The organism is Caulobacter sp. DWR2-3-1b2, from assembly GCF_049896345.1.
Taxonomy (GTDB): Bacteria; Pseudomonadota; Alphaproteobacteria; order Caulobacterales; family Caulobacteraceae; genus Caulobacter.
Genome location: NZ_JAFCUC010000003.1, coordinates 347,173 through 368,961, shown reverse-complemented (window position 1 = coordinate 368,961; position 21,789 = coordinate 347,173). Strand labels below are relative to the sequence as shown.

The window sequence follows — 21,789 nt, the reverse complement described above, 5'->3', positions numbered from 1 at the left end:
ATTTGGGAGTTCGAACATGACCCGCATCGCCTTCATAGGGCTGGGCAACATGGGCGGCGGCATGGCCGCCAATCAGGCCAAGGCCCAGCATCACGTCTCGGCATTCGACCTGTCGGCGGTGGCGCTGGAAAGAGCCGTGGCGGCGGGGTGTCATGCGGCGGGCTCGGTAGCTGAGGCGGTGGTAGACGCCGAGGTGGTGATCACCATGCTGCCGGCCGGTGCTCACGTGCGCGGCGTCTATGGCGACCAGATTCTGGTCCATGCGCCGAAAACGGCCCTGTTGATCGACTGCTCGACGATCGACGTCGAAAGCGCTCGCGCCGTGGCAGGCCAGGCGAGGGCGGCGGGGTTTCGGTTCGCCGACGCGCCGGTATCGGGCGGGATCATGGCGGCCGAGGCCGGGACTCTGGCCTTCATGGTCGGTTGTGAGGCGGACGACTTCGCAGCCGTGGAAGCCGCGCTGGCCCCGATGTCGCGGGTGACGATCCACGCCGGCGACCCGGGGGCGGGGCAGGCGGCAAAGATCTGCAACAACATGCTGCTGGGGATCTCGATGCTGGGAACCTGCGAGGCCTTCGCCCTGGCCGAGAAGCTGGGCCTGGCCGCAGACCGGTTCTTCGAAATCGCCACCAAGTCGTCAGGCCAGTGCTGGTCCGTTTCGACCTATTGCCCCGTGCCCGGTGTCGGCCCCTCCACCCCCGCCGATCGCCAGTACGAGGGCGGCTTCGCCACCGCCATGATGTTGAAAGACCTGAAGCTGGCCCAGGACGCCGCCGCCAGGGCCGGCGCCTCGATCCCGATGGGGGCCCAGGCCGAGGCGCTGTACGCCCTGTTCGACGGCAACGGATTTGGCGGAAAGGACTTCTCGGCGGTGCTGCAGATGTTGCGCGGAAGGCTGTCGGAGCTGAACTGATCCATCCGAGACGCGACTGGCTCGCAAGTGGCCGTGTTCGCTGACGAAAGCGTGCGTCCATTCGCGCGATATTTGCCGTTAGGTAGACGTCCTTATGTGGACAGGGGGCGTCGCCGGTGCGAAAAGCCAAGCCTTGTGAAGGGACCGATCGGACTTGTCGAAGTCCGTCGTGTGAAGACGCCATGGACTACAAAGCCGCGTTCCGCAGCGCCGTCGATCAGATCCGCGATGAAGGCCGCTATCGGGTATTCGCCGATGTGAAGCGCCATCGCGGCGCCTTTCCGCGCGCCACCTGGACCCGTCCGGACGGCTCGGAAAGCGACATCGTGGTCTGGTGCTCGAACGACTATCTCGGTCAGGGGCAGAACCCCGTCGTGCTGGACGCCATGCACGTGGCGATCGACCAGCATGGCTCGGGCTCGGGCGGCACGCGCAACATCTCCGGCACCAACCATCACCATGTTGAGCTGGAGGCCGAGCTGGCCGATCTGCACGGCAAGGAAGCGGCCCTGCTGTTCACCTCGGGCTACGTCTCCAACGAGGCCAGCCTGTCGGCGCTGCAGAAGATTCTGCCGGATCTGATCATTTTCTCCGACGCCCAGAACCACGCCTCGATGATTGCCGGCATCCGCAACGGTGGCTGCGAGCGCCACATCTTCCGTCATAACGACTTGGCCCACCTCGAGGCGCTGCTGATCGCCGCGCCGGCCGACCGGCCCAAGCTGATCGCCTTCGAGAGCGTCTATTCCATGGACGGCGACATTGCCGACCTGGCCGGCACCGTGGCTCTGGCGAAGATGTACGGCGCCATGACCTATCTCGACGAGGTCCATGCCGTGGGCATGTATGGCGAGCGCGGCGGCGGCGTCGCCGAGCGCGACGGCCTGATGGACCAGATCGACATCATCGAAGGTACGCTGGGCAAGGCCTTTGGCGTGATGGGCGGCTACATCACCGGCGACACCGTGGTGGTCGACGCCATTCGCCTGGTGGCCTCGGGCTTCATCTTCACCACCTCGCTGCCGCCCGCGCTTACTGCGGGGGCCTTGGCCAGCGTCAGGTGGCTCAAGCAGCACCCGGAGGTCCGCGAGGCCCACCAGGAGCGCGCTCAGACCTTGAAGGCGATGTTCAAAGCCGCGGGCCTGCCGGTGATGGAAAACGACAGCCACATCGTGCCGGTGTTGGTTGGAGATCCTCATCACACCAAGCTGATCAGCGACATGCTGCTGGCCGACCACGGCGTCTATGTCCAGCCGATCAACTATCCGACCGTGCCGCGCGGCACCGAACGCCTGCGCTTCACCCCAACGCCGTTCCACACCGACGACATGATGCGCAAGCTGGTCGGCGCGATGGAGAAGCTTTGGGCGCATTGCAACGTCGCCCGCATGGGCGGCCACGCGGCTTGACTTCACAATTCCTCCCCCTGTGGGGGAGGTGTCGGCAAAGCCGACGGTGGGGGGCGTGGTCGACCAATGGCCGGCCCTACGATCTTCGACGCCAATCTCCCCCACCGATCGCTATGCGGACGCCTTGCCCACAGGGAAGGACTTTCGTGGCCGCTAACGCCCCCGCATCTTGCCCTTGCCGAGCCCGATCTGCTTGGCGAAGTCGGACCGCCGTTCGGCATAGGCCGGGGCCACCATCGGATAATCCCCGGGCAGCGACCATTTGCGGCGGTAGTCCTCGGGGCTCATGTCATAATGAGTGCGAAGGTAGCGCTTGAGCATCTTCAGTTTTTGGCCGTCTTCCAGGCAGACGATGTGGTCGCGCTGCACCGAGCGCGAGACCGGCACGGCCGGCTTGCCGCGGCCGACGACCAGCGCAGCCTCGGCGGTCCCGAGCGCCGAAAGCGTCTCGTGAACCGAGCGGATCAGGTCGGGAACCGCCGTCCGGGCCACGGTGTTCTGCGCGACATAGGCCGCCACGATGCTGGCGCTCAGGCCGAGGATGTCGATGTCGCCGTCGTTGGTCTCAGCCTCGCCGTAAGCCATCGTATTCCATCCCACCTTGGTGTTCTAAGATCGCCCGGCACCCGGCATGCCAGCCCTGCTGACCCGGTTACCTTCGCAACGCGTCCCCGCCACGCGTGGTTCCCGGATTGATCGCGGCGCGAAGGGGGTTAAAGAGAGCGCGACCGAACTCCCGCCAAGTCCGCTAAATCGATATCCTTCAGTCTCCCAGCCCCAGGAGAGCGTCAATGACCGCACCGGCCCATAACATCACCGCCGACAAGAACGCCTTCTTCGGCGCTGATCTGGCCGCGATCGATCGCGACATCTTCGATCGCATCGGCCTGGAGCTGGCTCGGCAGCAAAACCAGATCGAGCTGATCGCCTCGGAGAACATCGTCTCGCGCGCCGTGCTGGAGGCTCAGGGCTCGATCCTGACCAACAAGTACGCCGAGGGCTATCCGGGCAAGCGCTACTACGGCGGCTGCGAATATGTCGACGAGATCGAGACCATCGCCATCGAGCGGGCCAAGCAGCTCTTCGGCGCGGGCTTCGCCAACGTTCAGCCGCACTCGGGCTCACAGGCCAACCAGGCGGTGTTCATGGCGCTGCTGCAGCCCGGCGACACCTTCCTGGGCATGGATCTGGCGGCCGGCGGCCACCTGACCCACGGCTCGCCCGCCAACCAGTCGGGCAAGTGGTTCAAGCCGGTGTCCTATACCGTGCGCCAGCAGGACCAACTGATCGACTATGACGCCGTCGAAGAGGTCGCGGTGCGTGAGCAGCCCAAGCTGATCATCGCCGGCGGCAGCGCCTATAGCCGCCAGATCGATTTTGCCCGGTTCCGCCAGATCGCCGACAAGATCGGGGCCTATCTGATGGTCGACATGGCCCATTTCGCGGGTCTGGTGGCTGGCGGCGCCTTCCCCAGCCCCATCCCCCATGCCCACGTGGTCACCACCACCACCCACAAGACGCTGCGCGGTCCGCGCGGCGGCTTGGTGCTGACCAATGACGAGGCGATCATCAAGAAGGTCAATTCGGCGGTGTTCCCCGGCCTGCAAGGCGGTCCGCTGGAGCATGTGATCGCCGCCAAGGCCGTAGCCTTCGGCGAGGCGCTGCGCCCCGAGTTCAAGGCCTATGCCCAGCAGGTGATCGACAACGCCCGCGCGCTGTCGGAGGCCCTGCAGACGCAGGGCGTCAATATCGTCTCGGGCGGCACCGACAGCCACCTGATGCTGGTCGACCTGCGGCCCAAGGGCGTGACCGGCCGCGACGCCGAGCATAGCCTCGAACGGGCCAACATGACCTGCAACAAGAACGGCGTGCCGTTCGACACCGCGCCGTTCACCGTCACCTCGGGCATCCGCCTGGGGACGCCGGCCGGCACCACCCGTGGCTTCGGCACGGCCGAGTTCACCCGCGTCGGCCAGCTGATCGGCGAGGTCGTGAATGGCCTGGCCGCCAATGGTCCGACCGGCAATGGCGAGATCGAGGCTCTGGTCCGCGAGGAAGTGCTGGCCTTGACGGCGCGGTTCCCGATCTACAACTAATAGACCTAAGTCGGGCGGGAGGGCCTAGATCATGCGCTGCCCGTTCTGCGGTCATATGGAAAGTCAGGTGAAGGACAGCCGCCCGTCGGAAGATGGGGCGGCCATCCGGCGACGGCGGCTATGCCCTGAATGCGGCGGCCGCTTCACCACCTTCGAGCGGGTGCAGCTGCGCGAATTGACCATCGTCAAGCGCTCGGGCCGGCGCTCGCCCTTCGACCGCGAGAAGCTGGTGCGTTCGATCTCGATCGCCACGCGCAAGCGGCCGGTCGATCCCGAGCGCGTCGAACGCATGGTCAATGGCATCGTCCGCCAGCTGGAAAGCCTGGGCGAGACGGAGCTTCCGTCGTCGGCCGTGGGCGAAATGGTCATGAAGGCGCTGAAGTCGCTCGATGACGTGGCCTATGTCCGCTACGCGTCAGTTTATCGCGATTTCCGAGAAACCAGCGACTTCGCGAAGTTTCTCGGCGCGGAAGGCCTAAGCGACGTCACCGAGGAGGAGCTATAGGCGCATTCTACGATTCGGTTTTGACATCGACGCCGGCACTCTGCGATTTGATTTCGGCGGCGAGGCCGCCGGGGTCTACGATTCGATTTTGCGACGGCGCCTTTTGATGCGAAGTGACCGGTCCCGTCGAGGAGAGTTCAGAGGACTATGGTGGAAGACAAGATTCGCCTGCTGATCGTGGAGGCCCGTCGTTATTCGGGGCTTTCCGACGCGTTGCTGCAGGGTGCGGCGCAGGCGATCGACGCCCAGGGCGCTGAGTACGACGTGATCACCGTGTCCGAGTCGATGCAGATCCCGACCGCCATCGCCCTGGCCGAGGAGGCGGGTCATCGTCCCGTTGGCGTGCGCTATGACGGGTTCGTGGCGCTGGGTGCGATCATTCGCGGCGAGACCTACCATGCCGAGGTCATGGCCAACGAGACGGCGCGGGGCCTGAACGACCTGTCGTTCGGCAAGCGTCTGGCGATCGGCTATGGCATCGTCACCGTCGACGAAGAGCAGCAGGCCTGGAGCCGGGCTCGCGTCTCGGAAGGCGATCGCGGCGGCAAGGCCGCCAAGGAGTGTCTGGAAATCATCGGCTTGAAGCGTCAACTGCTGGGACTGGCGCGATGAGCAAGGGCGATCGCATCCAGCCTCGCTCCGTGGCTCGCCTGGCCGCCGTGCAGGCGCTGTATCAGATGGAAGTCTCGGGCGTCGGCGTCGACGCCGTGGTTCGCGAATTTACCGAGCACCGCTTTGACCGCGACGTCGATGGTCCGGACGGCGACCAACTGGCCGCCGCCGACGAGACTTTCTTCGCCGAACTGGCCAAGGGCGTGGTGGCTCACCAGGGCGAGGTCGATCAGGCCATCGTCAAGCGCCTGGCCTCCAACTGGAAGCTGGAACGCCTGGACGCCACCGCTCGCGCCATTCTGCGTTCCGGAGCCTATGAACTGCTGCACCGCCCCGACGTACCCAAGGAGGTGGTGATCGACGAATATGTCGAGATCGCCAAGTCCTTCTTCGAGGGTTCCGAATCAGGTTTCATCAATGGCGCCCTGGACGCTATCGCGCGTGACGCCAGAAGCTGACGACGACTGGTTCGCCGAGCCGACGCCGGAAACGGCGGCGGTCGATGACGCGTGGTTCGACGAGGCCGTGTCGCCGGCCGAGGCGCTGGCGGTCAACGAATTCGGCCTGATCGAGCGCCTCTTGCGACCGTTGACGCGGGGCGACGCCGCCGCGCTGGACCTGCTGGACGACGCCGCCGTGCTGCCCTCGCGGCCCGGCTATGACCTGGTGATCACCAAGGACGCCATGGTGGCGGGTGTGCACTTCCTGGCCGGCGAGGACCTGGACGTGGTGGCCAAGCGGCTGCTGCGCACCAACCTGTCTGACCTGGCGGCCAAGGCGGCCACGCCCTATGGCTATTTCCTGGCGGTGGGCTGGCCTTCTGCCACCACCCTGCAGGATCGCGAGACCTTCGCCCGCGGCCTGGCCGAGGATGGCGAACTTTACGACGTCAGCCTGCTGGGCGGCGACACTGTGACCACCTCCGGCCCGATGGTGGTCTCGGCCACCTTTCTGGGCTGGGTGCCCAGCGGCGACGCCGTGTTGCGCAAGGGCGCCCAGGTCGGCGACCGGCTGATGGTGTCGGGGACGATCGGCGACGGCTGGCTGGGCCTGCTAGCCCACTGGGGCGAGGTCGAGGACCCCGACGGCGGCTTGGTGCGACGCTATCGCCTGCCGCCGCCGCGCCTGGCCATCCGCGACGCCCTGAAGGCCTATGCCCGCGCCGCCGCCGACGTCTCCGACGGCCTGCTGGCCGACGCCGCCCATGTGGCCAAGGCCAGCGGCCTGCGGGTCAAGGTCGACCTTGACCGCCTGCCGCTGTCACCCGGCGCTCGCCACTGGCTCAGCGCTCAACCTGAAGCCGGCGAGGCGCGGATGTCTCTGGCCTCGGGGGGCGATGACTACGAGATCGTCTGCGCCGTCGATCCTACCGACGTAGCCGCCTTCCAGGCCGCCGCCATGGCCGCCGGCGTGCCGGTCCGCGATATCGGCGAGTTCGTGGAAGGCGAGGGGATCTGCGCCCTGTTCAAGGGCAAGGACATCACCCCCGAGCGGCTGGGCTGGCTGCACGGGTAGATTGGGCCTGACGTGCGAAAGGCCGAGACGCGAGGTCTCGGCCTTTCTACTTGCCCCGTAAACCGGGGCTCGAGCTCTCGCCCTGCGACCAAATCGGGGCCACGTCCTGAAGCGCAGCGGCGGCTTGGGTGGTTTGTATCGGCTGGATGGCGCCGTCATAAGGTCATGTTTAACCGAGCGGTGTAGCTTTGTCGCGAGTATGGGTGACGGATTGCTCTCAAGGTTGAGTTCATGGTCCTCGACGCGATTGGAAACGGCGCAAGTCACCAAACGTCAAGCCTTCCTGGTTAAGCCAGCAGCATGGCCCATCCCTCGCTCACCTCACGCCGCGCCCTCCTGACAGCCTCGCTGGCCTTGCTGGCGACGCCGGCCTTCGCGCGCTCGGCCAAGAAGGAAGAGAAGGGCAAGGAAGGCGGGGCCAAGGTCGATCCGATCATCACGCTGCAGTCGATGGCCCTGCCGGTCATCGCGAATGGCCAGCTGGTCAACTACGTCTTCCTGCATATGAGCATCACCCTGAACACAGGCGTGCCAGTCACGGTTTTCGCGGGCAAGGAGCCGATGCTGCGCGACGCCATGGTCCGCGAGGCTCACGCCAAGCCCTTCACGCGCCCCGACAGCTATGTCGCCCTAGACGAGGCGCGCTTGAAGGCCTCGGTGCTGCGCGAGACCAACGGGCTGATTGGGCCTGGAAAAATCGCCAAGGTCACGGTTCTCAAGCAGATTCCGCGCCACTTCATGGCCCCGCCGACCAAGGCCGCGGCCCAGACCGGCGCCAAGCCGGCGCGCCCGCCCGAGCCACCGTCGAACCCCAACATAATCCCCTAGGCGCAGCCCCTTCAGCCGAACGCCGTTCCCGCAGGCGGTTGCGCCGACCGCGACCATTTGGCAGTGTCTCGACCTTGGCGTCGAACCGGCGCCATCAGGGAGCATCGAGGGGGCATGAGGCCATAGGCCCGCCCGTCGTCTGCGGCCGGGGGCGGTCCTAGCGACCGTGGTCCTGCCGGAGCGGCGAACCCTCTCGTTTCGAAACGCGGAGAGGGCAATTTACTTATGAGTTCTTGGCTTTACGTGGCCATAGGGGCCGGGCTGCTGGCGGTGCTTTACGGCGCTGTTCAATCAGCCGCTTTGATGCGGGCGTCGCCCGGCAATGCAAAGATGCAGGAGATCGCCGCAGCGATCCAGGAAGGGGCCCAGGCCTATCTGAACCGTCAGTACACAACGATCGCCATCGTCGGGGTGGTGGTCATCGCCCTGCTGGCGTTCTTCTTCAAGTCCTGGGAGCAGCCCGTCGGCTTCGCCTTGGGTGCGATCCTATCGGGCGCGGCGGGTTTCGCGGGCATGCTGATCTCGGTGCGGGCCAATGTCCGCACCGCCCAGGCCTCGTCCGAGAGCCTGGCGGCCGGCCTGAAGATGGCCTTCACCTCCGGCGCCGTGACCGGCATGCTGGTGGCGGGCTTCGCCCTGATCGGCGTGGCCGGCTATTTCGCCGTCCTGATGCAGACGGGCCATGCCGGCACTGACCGCGTCGTGGTCGACTCGCTGGTGTCGCTGGGCTTCGGGGCCAGCTTGATCTCGATCTTCGCCCGTCTGGGCGGGGGCATCTTCACCAAGGGCGCCGACGTGGGCGGCGATCTGGTGGGCAAGGTCGAGGCCGGCATTCCGGAAGACGACCCGCGCAACGCCGCGACCATCGCCGACAATGTGGGCGACAATGTCGGCGACTGCGCAGGCATGGCCGCCGACCTGTTCGAGACCTATGCCGTGACCACGGTCGCCACCATGGTGCTGGCGGCGATCTTCTTCCGCGGCGCCGGTGTCGAGATCGTCAGTTCGATGATGCTGTTGCCGCTGGCCATCTGCGCGGTCTGCATCATCACCTCGATCATCGGCTCGTTCGCCGTACGTTTGGGCAAGAAGCAGAATATCATGGGGGCCCTCTATCAGGGCCTGATCGTCACCGGCGTGCTGTCGATTCCGGCGGTCTGGTACGTGATCCATCAACTGGTGCCGAACGCCGTCACCGTGGGGACGCGCACCTTCGACGCCGACAGCCTGTTCTACTGCGGCCTGGCCGGCCTGGCCGTCACAGCCGCCATCGTGGTGATCACCGAATACTACACCGGCACCAATTTCCGCCCGGTGAAGTCGGTCGCCCAGGCTTCGGTCTCAGGCCACGGCACCAACGTGATCCAGGGTCTGGCCATGTCGCTGGAATCCACGGCCCTGCCGGCCCTGACCATCATCGTCGGCATCCTGGTGACCTATAATCTGGCGGGCCTGTTCGGCATCGCCATCGCCACCACAACCATGCTGTCCCTGGCGGGCTTCATCGTCGCCCTGGACGCTTTTGGCCCGGTCACCGACAACGCCGGCGGCATCGCCGAGATGGCCGGCTTGCCGCCGGAGGTCCGCGTCACCACCGACGCCCTGGACGCCGTGGGCAACACCACCAAGGCCGTCACCAAGGGCTACGCCATCGGTTCGGCCGGCCTGGGCGCCTTGGTGCTGTTCGCCGCCTATACCGAGGACCTGAAGTTCTTCTCGGCCAACGCGGCGCCGGGCAGCTTCTTCGAGGGCATGGGGCCGGTGACCTTCGACCTGTCCAACCCCTACGTGGTGGTCGGGCTGCTGTTCGGAGGGCTGCTGCCCTTCCTGTTCAGTGGCATGTCGATGACCGCCGTGGGCCGGGCCGCCGAGGCCGTCGTGGCCGAGGTGCGTCGCCAGTTCCGCGAGAACCCGGGCATCATGACCTATGAGGTCAAGCCGGAATACGGCCGGGCGGTAGACATCCTGACCAAGGCGGCGATCCGCGAGATGATCGTGCCGTCGCTCCTGCCCGTCGTGTCGCCGATCGTGCTGTTCTTCGTGATCAAGGCCATCGCCGGCAAGGTCGACGCCTTCGCCTCGCTCGGCGCCATGCTGATGGGCGTGATCGTCACCGGCCTGTTCGTCGCCATCTCGATGACCAGCGGCGGCGGCGCCTGGGACAACGCCAAGAAGGTGATCGAGGAAGGCTTCACCGACAAGGACGGCGTCCTGCACACCAAGGGTTCGGAGGCTCACAAGGCCGCCGTCACCGGCGACACCGTCGGCGACCCCTACAAGGACACCTCGGGTCCGGCTGTGAATCCGATGATCAAGATCACCAACATCGTGGCCCTGCTGCTGCTGGCGATCCTGGCCCACGGCGTCTGATCTCTTCTACAGCCTGATACGACGACGCCCCGGAGGCTTCCTCCGGGGCGTTTTTCGGTTTGGGTTCAACGCCAGCCGTTGGCCGCGACGGTGATCACGGTCCTGGCGCTGATCAGTACATGTCTTCGGGGTCCAGCGCCGCGCCGACGATGCCGCGCCGCTCGGCGCCTTCGTAGCCGTGGTCGATCCGGCGCCGACGGCAGGGGCCGAAATACCCACTGACCCGCACGAAATCGCGCGGGTTGTTGATCACCTCGTTCACTCGGTGCAGCACGCCGCGGGCGGTGAGGGGCTTGGCCAGGAACTCGGTGACGCCGGCCATGCGGGCCTCGTCCAGGCTGGCGCGGGTGGCGTGGCCGGTGACCATGATGATCGGCGTATAGGGATTGCTGCTGGCCGGCGAGGTGCGGATCCAGCGGATGAACGCCAACCCGTCGACCGGCTGCATCATCAGGTCGGTGAAGATGATGTCGACCTCGCGCTCGGTGACGGCCTTGAGGGCCTCGACGCCGTCGGCGGCCTCGATGATCTTGCGCACGCCCAGTGACTTGAGCACCGCGCCGATGATCTCGCGCATCGGCGCGTTGTCGTCGATGATCAGCACCGTCAACGGACGCAGATCTGGCGCGCTCACAATGCATTCCCCCGGCGAAGATCGGCGCAGCGGCGTTGGGCCGCTGCGCCGTTGCATGGCAAGGTAGCGGCGTCGTTGTTGATAAACCGTTGATGCGGCCGGTCAAATCTATCGGAATTTCAGCCAGTTATACCTGGCGGCTGCGTCGCGCCGGATACAGTCTTAGCGGCGGTCCTGCGGACGATTGCCGGGGGTGTCCTGATCGTCGTTCGGCAGCATACCGCCGCGGCCGACCGTGCCCAGCAACTGTTCCAGAATCGTCATCTCGCGGCCGCGGGTCGGGGTCTCGTGGCCGCTATAGGCGATGACCTTGCCGTCCTTCAGCGTGTAGGTGTCCACAGACGCGACCTTTTCGTCGGCCGCGCTGAACTTGATCGCCACCACGTCACGCTTGATCACGCGCGGCTTGTAGAAGGCCACGCGGTCAGTGGTCTGCGAGATATAGTACCAGGCGTTGGTGTCGAAGGTGGAGATGGTGGAGGGCGAACCCAGCTTCTCCGTCACCGTCGACTTGCTGTCCTCGCCGATCTTCATGTCAGCGGGCTTGGCTTCGATGGCCTGAAAGCCGGAATAGCTCGTCAGCGGCGTGCAGCCTCCGGTGACGGCGGCGAGGCCGATGACAGCGGCGGCGAGAACGACGGGACGAAACATGCAGGCTCCGGTACCTGGAAAGGCTGACTTTGACCTATCGCCCGCGCGGGCTTAGTTCAATGGTCCGTGTGGGTCGGATGGCGAAGTTAGTTCGGTGTCGCGGCGAAATCGAGGCGAAGTGATGATTCTAGATCGGTTGCTCAAACCCAGGCCCGCCAAGGCGGCGGGGGGCAAACTCTATGCCTCCGCGGTGGCCCAGGCCCGGTCGGCGCCGCTGTATGTCCAGATGGGCGTGCGCGACTCGCTGGAGGGCCGGTTCGAGCTGTTCACCCTGCATGTGGTGCTTTTGCTCGAGCGCCTGAAAGGTCAGGGCGAGACGGCGGCCGAGCTTTCCCAGGCGACGTTCGACGCCTATGTGCGTGGCCTTGATGACGCTTTCCGCGAGATCGGTGTGTCCGACACCGCCGTCGGCAAGAAGATGAAGAAGCTGGCCGGGGCCTTCTATGGCCGGTTGAAGGCCTTCGACGAGTCGGCGGCAAGCCTGCCCGATAGCGCCGCCCTGTCCGGGATGCTGGCCCGCACCGCCTTCGAGGAACGCGGCGAGGGCGACGTGGCCGCCTTGACCGCCTACGTGATCGCCGCGCGCGATCATCTGGCGGCCCAGCCGGTGGAAAGCTTGATGCAAGGAGACGTCCAATGGCCGAAGGCGTGATCAATCCCTGGCCCTTCAGCATGACGCTTGGGCGCATGGGCCGCGGCCAGGATCTGCGCTTCGAGCCTGACGAGGCGATCCGCAAGGACATCGCCAAGACCCTGAACCTGGTGTCGCTCGACGCCTTGGAGGCCGAGATTTTCCTGCGGCCGTGGATGGACGGGGCCGAGGTGTCTGGCCTGATTCGCGCCCGCGTTGTGCAGACCTGCAGCGTCTCGGCCGACGAGTTCGAGGAGCCGATCGAGGCGCGGTTCTCGGTCCGCGTCCTGCCCGCGACCAGCGAAAACACCTCGCCCGACGAGAGCGGCGACCTGGCGTTGGATCCCGACGGCGACGATCCGCCTGACGTGCTGGAGAACGAGACCATCGATGTCACGGGTTATGTTCTGGAGCATCTGGCTTTGGAGCTGGATCCCTTTCCACGCAAGCCGGGCGCCGTCTTCGAGCCCCCGCCCGAACCGGTCGATCTGTCGCCCTTCGCCGGGTTGAAGGCCCTCAGGGCAGATCCCGGACCAGGCGGGGAAGGGGCCTGAATGGCTCTTGCCTGAGCTTGCGTGATATTTTCGCGGCTGTATCGTCCTGCCGCCTTGATCCAGCGGTACGCCGCTCCAGGAGCCTTTAGCGCCTCGTGCCTCAACCCGTAGTCATTTCGATCGACGCCATGGGCGGCGATCACGGCCCATCCGTGATCGTGCCCGCCGTGGCGATCGCCGCCCAGAACCAGTCCGACGTGCGTTTCCTGCTGCATGGCGACCAGACCCTGCTGAACGCCGAACTGGCCAAGTCGCCGGCCGCCCGAGCGATCAGCGAGGTGCGCCACACCGACAAGGCAATCTCGATGGACGAGAAACCCGCCCAGGCCATGCGCCGGGGCAAGGGCTCGTCGGTGTGGAACGCGGTCGAGTCCTTGCGCGGCAACGAGGCCCAGGCCGTGGTCTCGGCGGGCAATACCGGCGCCCTGATGGCGATCTCCAAGTTGATCCTGCGCATGGGGGCAGGGCTGGAGCGCCCGGCCATCGTCGCCAGCTGGCCGACCATGAACGGCGTCTCGGCGGTGCTGGACGTCGGCGCCAATGTCGAAAGCGACGCCGCCCAGCTGGTCGAGTTCGCGATCATGGGCGCGGCCTTCCACCACGCGGTTCACGGTTCGGAGCGGCCGACCGTCGGCCTGCTGAATGTGGGCTCCGAGGACCAGAAGGGCCATGAGGAGGTGCGCGAGGCGCACGCCATCCTCAAGCAGACCACGCTGGACTTCGACTATCGCGGCTTCGTTGAGGGCACCGACATCGCCAAGGGCACGGTCGACGTGGTCGTCACCGACGGCTTCACCGGCAATGTCGCCCTGAAGACCGCCGAGGGCCTGGCGCGGTTCTTCTCCGCCGAGATCAAATCGACCCTGACCTCCGGACCGCTGGCCATGCTTGGGGCGCTGATCGCTTCGAGCGCCTTGAAGAAGATGCGCCAGCGCCTCGATCCAGGCCGCGTCAACGGCGGCCCGCTGCTGGGCCTCAACGGCATCGTGGTCAAGAGCCACGGCGGGGCCGACGCCACCGGCTTCGCCTCGGCCATCCGGGTGGCGGTGGACCTGGCCCGCAGCGACTTCACGGCCGAGATTGACCGCAACCTGAAGCGCCTGACCGAAAGCGGCCTCAAGCCTGGCGCGGAAACCAAAGCTGAAGGCGCTCCGGGCGCGCAAGTCCAGGGAGTTTCCGAGTGAGCGTGATGCGTAGCGCCGTGACCGGCGTCGGGGCCCATCTGCCTGACAATGTGGTCACAAATAGCCAGCTGGCCGAGACCGTCGACACCAGCGACCAATGGATCGTCGAGCGCACCGGCATCCGCCAGCGCCACAAGGTGGCCGACGACCAGCCGGTGTCTGACCTGGCCTTCCGCGCCGCCCAGCAGGCGCTGGAGAAGGCCGGCAAGACCGCCGCCGACGTCGATCTGATCATCGTCGCCACGACCACGCCGGACATGACCTTTCCGGCCGTCGCCACCATCGTCCAGCGCAAGCTGGGCGCGCCGGTCGGCATCGCCTTCGACATCCAGGCGGTGTGCTCGGGCTTCGTCTATGCGCTCAGCGTCGCCGACGGCTTCGTGGCGCGTGGCCACGCCAAATGCGCGCTGGTGATCGGGGCCGAAGCCATGACCCGGCTGATGGACTGGACCGACCGCGGCACCTGCGTGCTGTTCGGCGACGGGGCCGGCGCGGTGGTTCTGGAGCCGCGCGAAGGGCAGGGGACCACGGCCGACCAGGGCCTGCTGGGCTTTGCCCTGCGGGCGGATGGGACCAAGCAGGACCTGCTCTATGTCGACGGCGGCCCCTCGACCACCGGCACGGTCGGCAAGCTGCGGATGCTGGGCAACCAGGTGTTCAAGCACGCGGTGATCAACATCTCCGAGGCGATCCACGCGGCCGCCGAGGTGGCGGGCGTGACAATCCCCGAAGTCGACTGGTTCATTCCGCATCAGGCCAACCAGCGCATCCTGGCCGGCGTCGCACACCGCGTGGGCATTGACGAGGACAAGGTGATCTCCACCGTGGCCCTGCACGCCAACACTTCGGCGGCCTCCATCCCGTTGGCCTTCGCCCAGGGAATCGCCGACGGCCGCATCAAGCCGGGTCAGCTTTTGCTGCTTGAGGCGATGGGCGGCGGCCTGACCTGGGGCGCCTGCGTCATTCGTCTTTGAGCAAGAGCTTGCGCCCTTTATGGCCAAGCTTGGCTGTTTTCTGGGGTCAGCTTGGCTCATCGCCTGAAGTCCTGGCGCTCAGCCTTTGACTCCATGCGATAATCACGGCATGCAGGCTTGAGTTGATGAGAGCGTGTCGCACGAACGGGGCTCGATCCCGGTTTCGTGTGCAGGCTCTGGGGTTTGTCAATCCAGCGTAAGGGGGCGTCATGAAAGGCGCGACATTGACCCGGGCCGACCTCTGCGAGGCGGTCCATGAGGAAGTCGGTCTGACGCGGCAGGATTGTGCCGGTCTGGTCGAACGGACCCTCGATCTAGTCGCGGAAGCGCTGGAACGGGCGGAAACCGTCAAGCTATCCGGATTTGGCGTCTTCCAGGTTCGCGACAAGCGCGCCCGGATGGGCCGCAATCCCAAGACCGGAGAGCCCGCCGAGATCGAGCCCCGCCGGGTGATCGGTTTCCGGGCCTCGCAAGTCATGAAGGCGCGAATCGACCGCGCCCTCGGCGGCTAGGGATTTGATGCGGTGGCGAAGGGGCCCAACGCCTTCCGCACGATTTCCGAGGCCGCTGAAGAGCTTGGCGTGCCACAGCACGTGCTACGCTTCTGGGAAACCAAGTTCTCGTTCATTCGCCCGATGAAGCGGGCCGGCGGGCGGCGGTTCTACCGCCCGCAGGACATCGCCGTGCTGAGCGGCGTCCGCGCCCTGCTGCACGCCGAGGGCTACACCATCAAAGGCGTGCAGAAGCTGCATCGCGACCAGGGGATCACCCACGTGGTCGCCGCTGGCCTGGACGACAACAGCTCGGCCTCGCTCGACCTCCTCGTTGACCTGCCCGTCGATTCCCTGCCGCCGGCCAAGCTGGGTGACGACCGGCGCGATCGGCTGACGCTGGCGCTCGGCGATCTGACGGCCGTCAAAGCCCGGCTGGACGGGCTTTTGCGGGGCCTCTGAGCCGTGCCGAAAATCGCTCAGGAAACTCATTGCCCCCGGCAAGGCTCGCCCCTATAAGGGCGCTCCTTCCGTGTCGGAGCGTGGCGCAGCCTGGTAGCGCACTTGACTGGGGGTCAAGGGGTCGCAGGTTCAAATCCTGTCGCTCCGACCATTTCCTTCACCGGGAATGAGACCGGAAGAACGGAAAGGCCGCCTGAAAAGGCGGCCTTTTTCGGTTTCGGGCTTGGCCCAACTTGCCCCCTACGGGTCGCTTCGCGACCGTCTTCCTCCCATGGGGGAAGAGCTCAGGCGCATGGGGCGCCGCCCCCTATGGGAGCGGACAGGCGGCGAAGCCGCCAGGTGGGGGCAAGTCCGTGCTTCTCAAAGCTTCTCATCCGCCTTGCCCATCCAGGACATCAGCGGCATCAGCGGCAAGCCCCAGCCCAGGCCCGTGACCGCGAAATAGAGCAGGTGGATGGCGCGATTGTCCGGCAGGTAGTCGTAGAGGCTGGTGACGGCCCAGACATAGGCGGCCAGGAACACCATGATGCCGATCCCACCGATCAGTTTACGCACTCTTGCGGGAATTTGGCGGGCGGGGATGAGGGGAGCGCTCAAGCGGGTCTCCGGAAGACACTCGAAAAAATGCCAAGGATGGCAAGGAAGAAGATCGCCCCCACGCTGGAGACCAGCAGGCTTCCCAGGAAGCCGTCGAGCCGCAGGCCCAGGCGCTGGGCGATGAAGGTTCCGATGAACGAACCGACCACGCCGATCAAGAGCTTGGTGAACAGCGCATGGCGACGGGCCAGCACCAGGTCGGCGACCCAGCCGGCCAATATGCCGATAACGACCGCCACGAAGACGCCCACGCCGCTCATTCGATAGTCTCCGATCCCGTGCCCGCGCAAGCATCGCACGCCCAGCCTTACGCGTCATGAGGCCATGGACGCGAGCCTTCGTCGGGCGTAGGCAAGGCTTCGCCGCATTTCGGCCCTCAACTGACGTTCTTTCCGGCGACCATGACGTCCTTCCTGCGTTCCGACCGTTCAAGGCCCGTGGCCGTCTGGCTGTTCGTCACGGCCCTCCTGGTGTTTGCCATGGTGGTGGTGGGCGGCGCGACGCGCCTGACCGACTCGGGCCTGTCGATAGCCGAGTGGAAACCGATCATGGGCGCGCTGCCGCCGATGTCGGACGCCGCCTGGCAAGCCAATTTCGCGCTCTACCAGCAGATCCCCCAGGCCAGGCTGGTCAATGCGGGCATGACCCTGGAGGCTTACAAGGGCATCTTCTGGTGGGAGTGGGCGCATCGGCTGCTCGGCCGGGTGGTCGGCGTGGTGTTCGCCGTGCCTCTGGCGTTCTTCCTCGTCAGACGCATGATGCCGCGGCGGCTGATCTGGCGCTGCGTGGCCATGCTGGCGCTCGGCGGCCTGCAAGGCTTGATCGGCTGGTGGATGGTGTCCAGCGGCCTGGGCAAGGACAACACCATGCTGGTGCAGGTCGCGCCGGAACGCCTGGCGACCCATCTGGGCTTGGCCCTGGCCCTGTTCGTGCTGCTGATCTGGACGGCTCTCGACGCCTGGTCCGGCTCGCCCCGTGTCGAGGAACGCACAAACTGGCGGGGCTGGGCGCTGGGCTTTCTGGGCGCGGTGTTCCTGCAAAGCCTGCTGGGCGCCCTCGTGGCCGGCAATGACGCGGGCCTGGTCTATAACGACTGGCCACTGATGAACGGCGCGCTGGTCCCGGCCGAATATGCCGGCCACGGCCTCTGGGGCACTCTCGCCCACAGTCAGGGCGCGGTGCAACTTCATCACCGGCTGATGGCCTACGCCCTGTTCGTCGCGGCGATCATCATCGGTGTGGCCGCCGCGCGCTCCCGCCGCCTGCCGCAGGATGGCAAGACCCTGGCCTTCGTGCTGCTCGCCGCCGTCTGCCTGCAGGCCGGTCTGGGGATCTGGACCCTGATGGCCGCCGTGCCCGTGGCGCTGGGCGTGCTGCACCAGGCCGGCGCGGCGATGCTGCTCGCCACGGCGACGGCCTTCGCCTGGCGGGTGAGGCGGCCCTAAAGCCACTGACGCACAATGAACTGTCACGAAACGCCAGCACACGACGTTTCGACGTCTCTAGCTGGAGCTTGCCCGTGATCCGCGCTTCCCATCTGCTGGCCGGAGCCCTGCTCCTGACCGCGCCCGCCCTGGCCCTGGCCGCGTCGAAGCCCATCCCCAAGCCCCCGGCGCCGATCATCAACGCCGCGCCCGGCGACCCCTATTTCAAGTCCGGCGAGGCCGCCCTCGCCAAGGCCCTGATGGTCAATCCCAAGACCGGCAAGGCCAAGAACGTCATCCTGTTCCTTGGCGATGGCATGGGCATCTCCACGGTGGTGGCTAGCCGGATCTATGAAGGCCAGCAGCGCGGCGTCGACGGCGAGAGTAACAGCCTGGCGTTCGAGAAACTGCCTTGGACGGCGCTGTCCAAGACCTACAGCCACGACACCCAGGTCACCGACAGCGCCGCGGGCATCACCGCCATCACCACGGGGGTCAAGACCCGCAACAAGATCATCGGCCTGACCGGCCAGGCCAAGCCCGAGGACTGTTCCAGCGAGGCCGGTCAGCGCGTCCAGACCATCGCCGAACTGGCCAAGGTCCATGGCCTGTCAGCCGGCGCTGTCACCACCACCCGCATCACCCACGCGACCCCCGCAGGGACCTATGCCCACACGGCCTACCGCGATTGGGAAGGCGACGCCGACATGCCGCTGGAGGCCGTCAAGGCCGGCTGCCGCGACATCGCCCGCCAGCTGGTGGAGGCTCCAATCGGCCAGCGCCTGGACGTCGCGATGGGCGGCGGGCGCTCGCGCTTCCTGCCCGAGGTCAAGGACGGCAAGCGGACGGACGGCCGCGACCTAACGGCCGAGTGGCTGAAGGCCCCGAACGCGGCCTATGTGACTACCGACACCGAGCTGGCGGCGCTTGACGCGTCCAAGACCGGCCCGGTGCTGGGCCTGTTCGCCAACGAGCATCTTCCCTATGAGGTCGAGCGGCCGGTGCTAGGGCAGGGCGTGCCGACCCTGGCGGCCATGACCACCAAGGCCATCGACCTGCTGTCGCAGAACCCCAAGGGCTATTTCCTGCTGGTCGAGGGCGGCAAGATCGACATGGGCAGCCATCTGAACAACGCCCACCGCACCCTGACCGAGACCGTCGAGTTCTCCAAAGCGGTCCAGGCGGCGCTCGACAAGGTCAATCTCGACGAGACCCTGGTGATCGTCACCGCCGACCACAGTCACGGGCTGGTGATCTCCGGCTACGCCGCCCGCAACGCCCCGATCCTGGGCCTGGCGGGCAATGAGGGCGACCCGGTCTTGGCCGGCGACGGCAAGCCCTACACCGTGCTGAGCTTCGCTACCGGCCCTGGCGGGCCGGAGGGCTCGAACCTCCGCGCCGACCCGGCCAAGGAAGACACCGACGACATCGACTACCATCAGAACGCCACGGCCTTTTTGGGCAGTTCCGCCCATTCGGGCGAAGATGTCGGCGTGTTCGCCGACGGGCCGGGGGCCTATCTGGTTCATGGCGTGGTGGAGGAAAGCTACCTCTTCCAGGTCATGCGGCATGCCTATGGGTTTGACGCACAATAAGAACCGTCATCCTCGGGCTTGTCCCGAAGACCCCTTGGTCCGCCTCATCATCGGTAGCTATTCGGGGCGCTGCGTTCGCGGCGCCCCTTTCTGCGTTTCAACGACGGTTGAAACAGGGGTCCTGGGTACAAGTCCGAGGATGACACCATAAATACGGTATTATAATACCGCAACACGAAATCCCTTATCCTGTAAGGGTTTGCGGACTTTCTCGCGCAGCCATTGTTGACAGACCGAGAACCCTCCTGTACCTGCCGCCCTTCACGCAGACGGAGCCGCCTTCCTTGGGTCCCGACGCACAAGGAATACGGATCAATCCCATGCAAAAGACCACGGCTTCCCTGAAGCCCGCCGAGGTCGAGAAGAAGTGGATCGTGGTCGACGCCCAGGACGCCGTTGTCGGCCGCCTGGCGACGTTCATCGCGATGCGCCTTCGCGGCAAGCATCGTGCTGACTACACCCCCAACGTCGACTGCGGCGACTTCGTCGTCGTGATCAACGCCGACAAGGTGAAGTTCACCGGCAAGAAGATGGACGACAAGATTTACTATCGCCACACCGGGCACCCGGGCGGCGTCAAGTCGACCACCCCGCGCAAGCTGCTGGAAGGCCGCTTCCCCGAGCGCGTCCTCGAAAAGGCCGTCGAGCGCATGCTGCCCAAGGAAAGCCCCTTGGCCCGCAAGCAACTGACCCACCTGCTCATCTACAACAACGGTGAGCACCCGCACCAAGCGCAGAGCCCGGAAGCGATCGACTTCGCTGCGCGCAACGCCAAGAACACCCGGAGCGCCTAAGTCATGTCCGAAGCTCAAGGCTTTGACGCGCTGGCCAGCCTGTCCAGCAACCCCGAAGCGGCCGCTCCGGCCGTCCAGAAGCTCGACGCCCAAGGCCGCGCCTACGCGACCGGCAAGCGCAAGAACGCGATCGCCCGCGTCTGGATCAAGCCCGGCAAGGGCACGATCACCATCAATGGTCGCGATCAAGAAGTGTATTTCGCCCGCCCCGTGCTGCGGATGATGATCGCCCAGCCCTTCCAGGTCACCGACCGCGAAGGCCAGTTCGACGTCGTCGTCACCGTCGAGGGTTCGGGCCTGTCAGGCCAGGCCGGCGCGGTGCGCCACGGCCTGTCCAAGGCCCTGACCTATTACGAGCCCGGCCTGCGCGCCGCGCTGAAGCCGCATGGCTTCCTGACCCGCGACAGCCGCGTGGTCGAGCGTAAGAAGTACGGCAAGGCCAAGGCCCGTCGTAGCTTCCAGTTCTCGAAGCGCTAGGCGCTTCCGCATTTTCGGAGAAAGAGGCCGCAGTTTCTGCGGCCTCTTTTTTTGCCTGAAAACCCGAATCTGCCAGTAGGTTGCCGCACCCGTCGGTGGCCGCTGTCACGCTTCTCGCGACACGCTCCATCTCGCTGAACAAGTCGAGGTTGTCGTGGACGTCAGTCAGGTCGTGAGAGACTCCATCCTGCGGTTGGGCGCCAAGCGCGTCATGCTCCAGAACGCCAAGGATTCTCTGGAAACCATCGTCCTGGGATCGGAGCAGGGCGACTCGGCCTTCGATCCCGCCTACCTGCCGGGTTCGTTTAACCTGTGCTACCGATCCCTCGACCTCAAACATTGCTACTATCTGTACCGCCGGGTCACCGACCTCTGTCCAAACCTCAAGAATATCGTGTTGTTCTATTCGATGTTCTCGCCTGGCCACGTCCTTGAGCGCAGCCCCGACGACAGCGACATAGGGCCGTTGGTCAGCGCGCTGTTCGAGTTGGACGTCGAGTATCAGGCCGACAATCTCAACGCCTTGGCCAAGGCCCTGACGCGGCAATTGCAGGACGGCATGGCCGCCACCCTGGCCCGGGAGGCTGTCCAGCTGGACGGCTATGACGGGTTCCAGCCGGCCGATAGGAGCGTGGCCCCGGCGGCGCAGTTTGATCGTCGTGTGCTGTCTCACATCCGGATGAACTACGAAACCGGCGCGGACTATTACCTGCTGAAGATCCTGGCGATCGCGAGCAATCTCGGCCACAGCGTGCACATCGTCATCCCGCCGGTCACCGGGATGTACCGCGAGGCCGTCGGCGCACGCTCCAGCATCATCTTCCGGGAATTGATCGAGGTCGTCGGCTCATTCCCGTGGCGCGTGCCGGTCAAGGTGCTGAACGCCTACGACGACGAGGCCTACGAGGACGCCTTCTTCGTCGACAGCGATCATCTGGACGCGCACGGCAAGGGGACAAGGATGCTGTCCCAGACCATCGCCGATCAGGTTGGGGCCAACGAGGCCGCCGCCTAGCTTCGCTCGCGGCCGCCATGGGACAAGAGATCCGTTTCGTTCCCCGGCTGACTAGGCT

25 protein-coding genes and 1 tRNA gene are annotated in these 21,789 nt (G+C 65.9%); 21 read left to right on the top strand and 5 right to left on the bottom strand.

The features are described 5' to 3' along the window. Positions 1 to 16: 16 nt before the first annotated feature. A complete protein-coding gene (gene mmsB / locus ACP694_RS11005; RefSeq protein WP_426012317.1) occupies positions 17 to 913 on the top strand; it encodes a 3-hydroxyisobutyrate dehydrogenase in 897 nt (298 codons plus the stop codon). Between the two features lie 182 nt (positions 914 to 1,095). Then, the gene (gene hemA, locus ACP694_RS11000; protein WP_426012315.1) at positions 1,096 to 2,322 is read left to right on the top strand and encodes a 5-aminolevulinate synthase; all 1,227 of its coding nucleotides are present in this window, start codon (positions 1,096 to 1,098) and stop codon (positions 2,320 to 2,322) included. A 153-nt stretch (positions 2,323 to 2,475) separates the two neighbouring features. Here the strand turns inward: hemA and ACP694_RS10995 are convergent, their stop codons facing one another. After that, on the bottom strand, positions 2,476 to 2,907 hold the full coding sequence (locus ACP694_RS10995) for a MucR family transcriptional regulator (protein WP_426012313.1): 432 nt from the start codon (positions 2,905 to 2,907) through the stop codon (positions 2,476 to 2,478). Positions 2,908 to 3,113: 206 nt separating this feature from the next. On the opposite strand from ACP694_RS10995, the gene glyA reads away from it, so the two are divergent. From glyA to ACP694_RS10960, 7 genes are all read left to right on the top strand, one after another. After that, positions 3,114 to 4,418: a serine hydroxymethyltransferase gene (gene glyA / locus ACP694_RS10990; protein ID WP_426012311.1), complete on the top strand. Its 1,305-nt coding sequence runs from the start codon at positions 3,114 to 3,116 to the stop codon at positions 4,416 to 4,418. A 31-nt stretch (positions 4,419 to 4,449) separates the two neighbouring features. Next, complete coding sequence (nrdR, locus tag ACP694_RS10985) at positions 4,450 to 4,923, top strand: transcriptional regulator NrdR (RefSeq protein ID WP_426012309.1); 474 nt, start codon at positions 4,450 to 4,452, stop codon at positions 4,921 to 4,923. Between the two features lie 147 nt (positions 4,924 to 5,070). Continuing rightward, on the top strand, positions 5,071 to 5,535 hold the full coding sequence (locus ACP694_RS10980; protein ID WP_426012307.1) for a 6,7-dimethyl-8-ribityllumazine synthase: 465 nt from the start codon (positions 5,071 to 5,073) through the stop codon (positions 5,533 to 5,535). Then, on the top strand, positions 5,532 to 5,993 hold the full coding sequence (gene nusB / locus ACP694_RS10975) for a transcription antitermination factor NusB (RefSeq protein ID WP_426012306.1): 462 nt from the start codon (positions 5,532 to 5,534) through the stop codon (positions 5,991 to 5,993). The genes ACP694_RS10980 and nusB overlap by 4 nt, the downstream gene beginning before the upstream one ends. Further along, on the top strand, positions 5,953 to 7,050 hold the full coding sequence (thiL, locus tag ACP694_RS10970) for a thiamine-phosphate kinase (RefSeq protein WP_426012304.1): 1,098 nt from the start codon (positions 5,953 to 5,955) through the stop codon (positions 7,048 to 7,050). The genes nusB and thiL overlap by 41 nt, the downstream gene beginning before the upstream one ends. Before the next feature lie 300 nt (positions 7,051 to 7,350). Beyond that, positions 7,351 to 7,878: a hypothetical protein gene (locus ACP694_RS10965; protein ID WP_426012303.1), complete on the top strand. Its 528-nt coding sequence runs from the start codon at positions 7,351 to 7,353 to the stop codon at positions 7,876 to 7,878. Positions 7,879 to 8,103: 225 nt separating this feature from the next. Then, complete coding sequence (locus ACP694_RS10960; protein ID WP_426012302.1) at positions 8,104 to 10,248, top strand: sodium-translocating pyrophosphatase; 2,145 nt, start codon at positions 8,104 to 8,106, stop codon at positions 10,246 to 10,248. Between the two features lie 112 nt (positions 10,249 to 10,360). Here ACP694_RS10960 and ACP694_RS10955 read toward each other — a convergent pair whose 3' ends face one another. Together ACP694_RS10955 and ACP694_RS10950 are read right to left on the bottom strand one after the other, a co-directional pair. Beyond that, entirely contained in the window at positions 10,361 to 10,882 is a 522-nt protein-coding gene (locus ACP694_RS10955; RefSeq protein ID WP_426012300.1) for a response regulator, read from the bottom strand. A 162-nt stretch (positions 10,883 to 11,044) separates the two neighbouring features. Then, positions 11,045 to 11,533 carry an outer membrane protein assembly factor BamE gene (locus tag ACP694_RS10950; RefSeq protein ID WP_426012299.1) on the bottom strand — a complete coding sequence of 163 codons (489 nt, stop codon included), beginning with the start codon at positions 11,531 to 11,533 and terminating at the stop codon, positions 11,045 to 11,047. Between the two features lie 121 nt (positions 11,534 to 11,654). On the opposite strand from ACP694_RS10950, the gene ACP694_RS10945 reads away from it, so the two are divergent. The 7 genes from ACP694_RS10945 (at position 11,655) to ACP694_RS10915 (ending at position 15,980) form a co-directional block, all read left to right on the top strand. Next, positions 11,655 to 12,185 carry a ubiquinol-cytochrome C chaperone family protein gene (locus tag ACP694_RS10945; protein ID WP_426012577.1) on the top strand — a complete coding sequence of 177 codons (531 nt, stop codon included), beginning with the start codon at positions 11,655 to 11,657 and terminating at the stop codon, positions 12,183 to 12,185. After that, positions 12,170 to 12,718 carry a YceD family protein gene (locus ACP694_RS10940; protein WP_426012298.1) on the top strand — a complete coding sequence of 183 codons (549 nt, stop codon included), beginning with the start codon at positions 12,170 to 12,172 and terminating at the stop codon, positions 12,716 to 12,718. The genes ACP694_RS10945 and ACP694_RS10940 overlap by 16 nt, the downstream gene beginning before the upstream one ends. Before the next feature lie 95 nt (positions 12,719 to 12,813). After that, positions 12,814 to 13,902, top strand: a complete 1,089-nt coding sequence (gene plsX, locus ACP694_RS10935; RefSeq protein ID WP_426012296.1) for a phosphate acyltransferase PlsX — start codon at positions 12,814 to 12,816, stop codon at positions 13,900 to 13,902. Then, positions 13,899 to 14,876 carry a beta-ketoacyl-ACP synthase III gene (locus ACP694_RS10930; protein ID WP_426012294.1) on the top strand — a complete coding sequence of 326 codons (978 nt, stop codon included), beginning with the start codon at positions 13,899 to 13,901 and terminating at the stop codon, positions 14,874 to 14,876. Before plsX ends, ACP694_RS10930 begins: the two co-directional genes overlap by 4 nt. Before the next feature lie 209 nt (positions 14,877 to 15,085). Further along, positions 15,086 to 15,388, top strand: a complete 303-nt coding sequence (locus tag ACP694_RS10925; RefSeq protein ID WP_426012293.1) for an integration host factor subunit alpha — start codon at positions 15,086 to 15,088, stop codon at positions 15,386 to 15,388. Between the two features lie 12 nt (positions 15,389 to 15,400). Next, entirely contained in the window at positions 15,401 to 15,829 is a 429-nt protein-coding gene (locus tag ACP694_RS10920) for a MerR family transcriptional regulator (RefSeq protein WP_426012291.1), read from the top strand. A 74-nt stretch (positions 15,830 to 15,903) separates the two neighbouring features. Next, positions 15,904 to 15,980: transfer RNA gene (locus ACP694_RS10915), tRNA-Pro, on the top strand. A gap of 209 nt (positions 15,981 to 16,189) precedes the next feature. Here the strand turns inward: ACP694_RS10915 and ACP694_RS10910 are convergent. Both ACP694_RS10910 and ACP694_RS10905 read right to left on the bottom strand, forming a co-directional pair. Continuing rightward, the gene (locus ACP694_RS10910; protein ID WP_426012290.1) at positions 16,190 to 16,426 is read right to left on the bottom strand and encodes a DUF2842 domain-containing protein; all 237 of its coding nucleotides are present in this window, start codon (positions 16,424 to 16,426) and stop codon (positions 16,190 to 16,192) included. Beyond that, positions 16,423 to 16,686: a GlsB/YeaQ/YmgE family stress response membrane protein gene (locus tag ACP694_RS10905; RefSeq protein WP_426012288.1), complete on the bottom strand. Its 264-nt coding sequence runs from the start codon at positions 16,684 to 16,686 to the stop codon at positions 16,423 to 16,425. Before ACP694_RS10905 ends, ACP694_RS10910 begins: the two co-directional genes overlap by 4 nt. A gap of 141 nt (positions 16,687 to 16,827) precedes the next feature. On the opposite strand from ACP694_RS10905, the gene ACP694_RS10900 reads away from it, so the two are divergent. From ACP694_RS10900 to ACP694_RS10880, 5 genes are all read left to right on the top strand, one after another. Next, positions 16,828 to 17,871, top strand: coding sequence for a COX15/CtaA family protein (locus ACP694_RS10900; RefSeq protein ID WP_426012286.1), 1,044 nt, complete (start codon positions 16,828 to 16,830; stop codon positions 17,869 to 17,871). A 74-nt stretch (positions 17,872 to 17,945) separates the two neighbouring features. Further along, complete coding sequence (locus ACP694_RS10895) at positions 17,946 to 19,445, top strand: alkaline phosphatase (RefSeq protein WP_426012284.1); 1,500 nt, start codon at positions 17,946 to 17,948, stop codon at positions 19,443 to 19,445. Between the two features lie 320 nt (positions 19,446 to 19,765). After that, a complete protein-coding gene (gene rplM, locus ACP694_RS10890; protein WP_426012282.1) occupies positions 19,766 to 20,239 on the top strand; it encodes a 50S ribosomal protein L13 in 474 nt (157 codons plus the stop codon). Positions 20,240 to 20,242: 3 nt separating this feature from the next. Then, entirely contained in the window at positions 20,243 to 20,716 is a 474-nt protein-coding gene (gene rpsI, locus ACP694_RS10885; protein ID WP_426012280.1) for a 30S ribosomal protein S9, read from the top strand. 172 nt (positions 20,717 to 20,888) lie between these two features. Further along, positions 20,889 to 21,731 (top strand): hypothetical protein, encoded by an 843-nt coding sequence (locus tag ACP694_RS10880; RefSeq protein WP_426012278.1) that lies wholly within the window; start codon positions 20,889 to 20,891, stop codon positions 21,729 to 21,731. The last annotated feature ends 58 nt before the right edge of the window (positions 21,732 to 21,789 follow it).

Bases quoted from the DNA above. Each gene is read 5' to 3' on its own strand.
- ACP694_RS10950 (WP_426012299.1), bottom strand. From the start codon at position 11,533: ATGTTTCGTCCCGTCGTTCTCGCCGCCGCTGTCATCGGCCTCGCCGCC.
- mmsB (WP_426012317.1), top strand. From the start codon at position 17: ATGACCCGCATCGCCTTCATAGGGCTGGGCAACATGGGCGGCGGCATG.
- nusB (WP_426012306.1), top strand. From the start codon at position 5,532: ATGAGCAAGGGCGATCGCATCCAGCCTCGCTCCGTGGCTCGCCTGGCC.
- rplM (WP_426012282.1), top strand. From the start codon at position 19,766: ATGCAAAAGACCACGGCTTCCCTGAAGCCCGCCGAGGTCGAGAAGAAG.
- ACP694_RS10980 (WP_426012307.1), top strand. From the start codon at position 5,071: ATGGTGGAAGACAAGATTCGCCTGCTGATCGTGGAGGCCCGTCGTTAT.
- rpsI (WP_426012280.1), top strand. From the start codon at position 20,243: ATGTCCGAAGCTCAAGGCTTTGACGCGCTGGCCAGCCTGTCCAGCAAC.
- hemA (WP_426012315.1), top strand. From the start codon at position 1,096: ATGGACTACAAAGCCGCGTTCCGCAGCGCCGTCGATCAGATCCGCGAT.
- ACP694_RS10940 (WP_426012298.1), top strand. From the start codon at position 12,170: ATGGCCGAAGGCGTGATCAATCCCTGGCCCTTCAGCATGACGCTTGGG.
- nrdR (WP_426012309.1), top strand. From the start codon at position 4,450: ATGCGCTGCCCGTTCTGCGGTCATATGGAAAGTCAGGTGAAGGACAGC.
- glyA (WP_426012311.1), top strand. From the start codon at position 3,114: ATGACCGCACCGGCCCATAACATCACCGCCGACAAGAACGCCTTCTTC.
- ACP694_RS10995 (WP_426012313.1), bottom strand. From the start codon at position 2,907: ATGGCTTACGGCGAGGCTGAGACCAACGACGGCGACATCGACATCCTC.
- ACP694_RS10925 (WP_426012293.1), top strand. From the start codon at position 15,086: ATGAAAGGCGCGACATTGACCCGGGCCGACCTCTGCGAGGCGGTCCAT.
- ACP694_RS10960 (WP_426012302.1), top strand. From the start codon at position 8,104: ATGAGTTCTTGGCTTTACGTGGCCATAGGGGCCGGGCTGCTGGCGGTG.
- thiL (WP_426012304.1), top strand. From the start codon at position 5,953: ATGGCGCCCTGGACGCTATCGCGCGTGACGCCAGAAGCTGACGACGAC.
- ACP694_RS10945 (WP_426012577.1), top strand. From the start codon at position 11,655: ATGATTCTAGATCGGTTGCTCAAACCCAGGCCCGCCAAGGCGGCGGGG.
- ACP694_RS10965 (WP_426012303.1), top strand. From the start codon at position 7,351: ATGGCCCATCCCTCGCTCACCTCACGCCGCGCCCTCCTGACAGCCTCG.
- ACP694_RS10905 (WP_426012288.1), bottom strand. From the start codon at position 16,686: ATGAGCGGCGTGGGCGTCTTCGTGGCGGTCGTTATCGGCATATTGGCC.
- ACP694_RS10900 (WP_426012286.1), top strand. From the start codon at position 16,828: ATGACGTCCTTCCTGCGTTCCGACCGTTCAAGGCCCGTGGCCGTCTGG.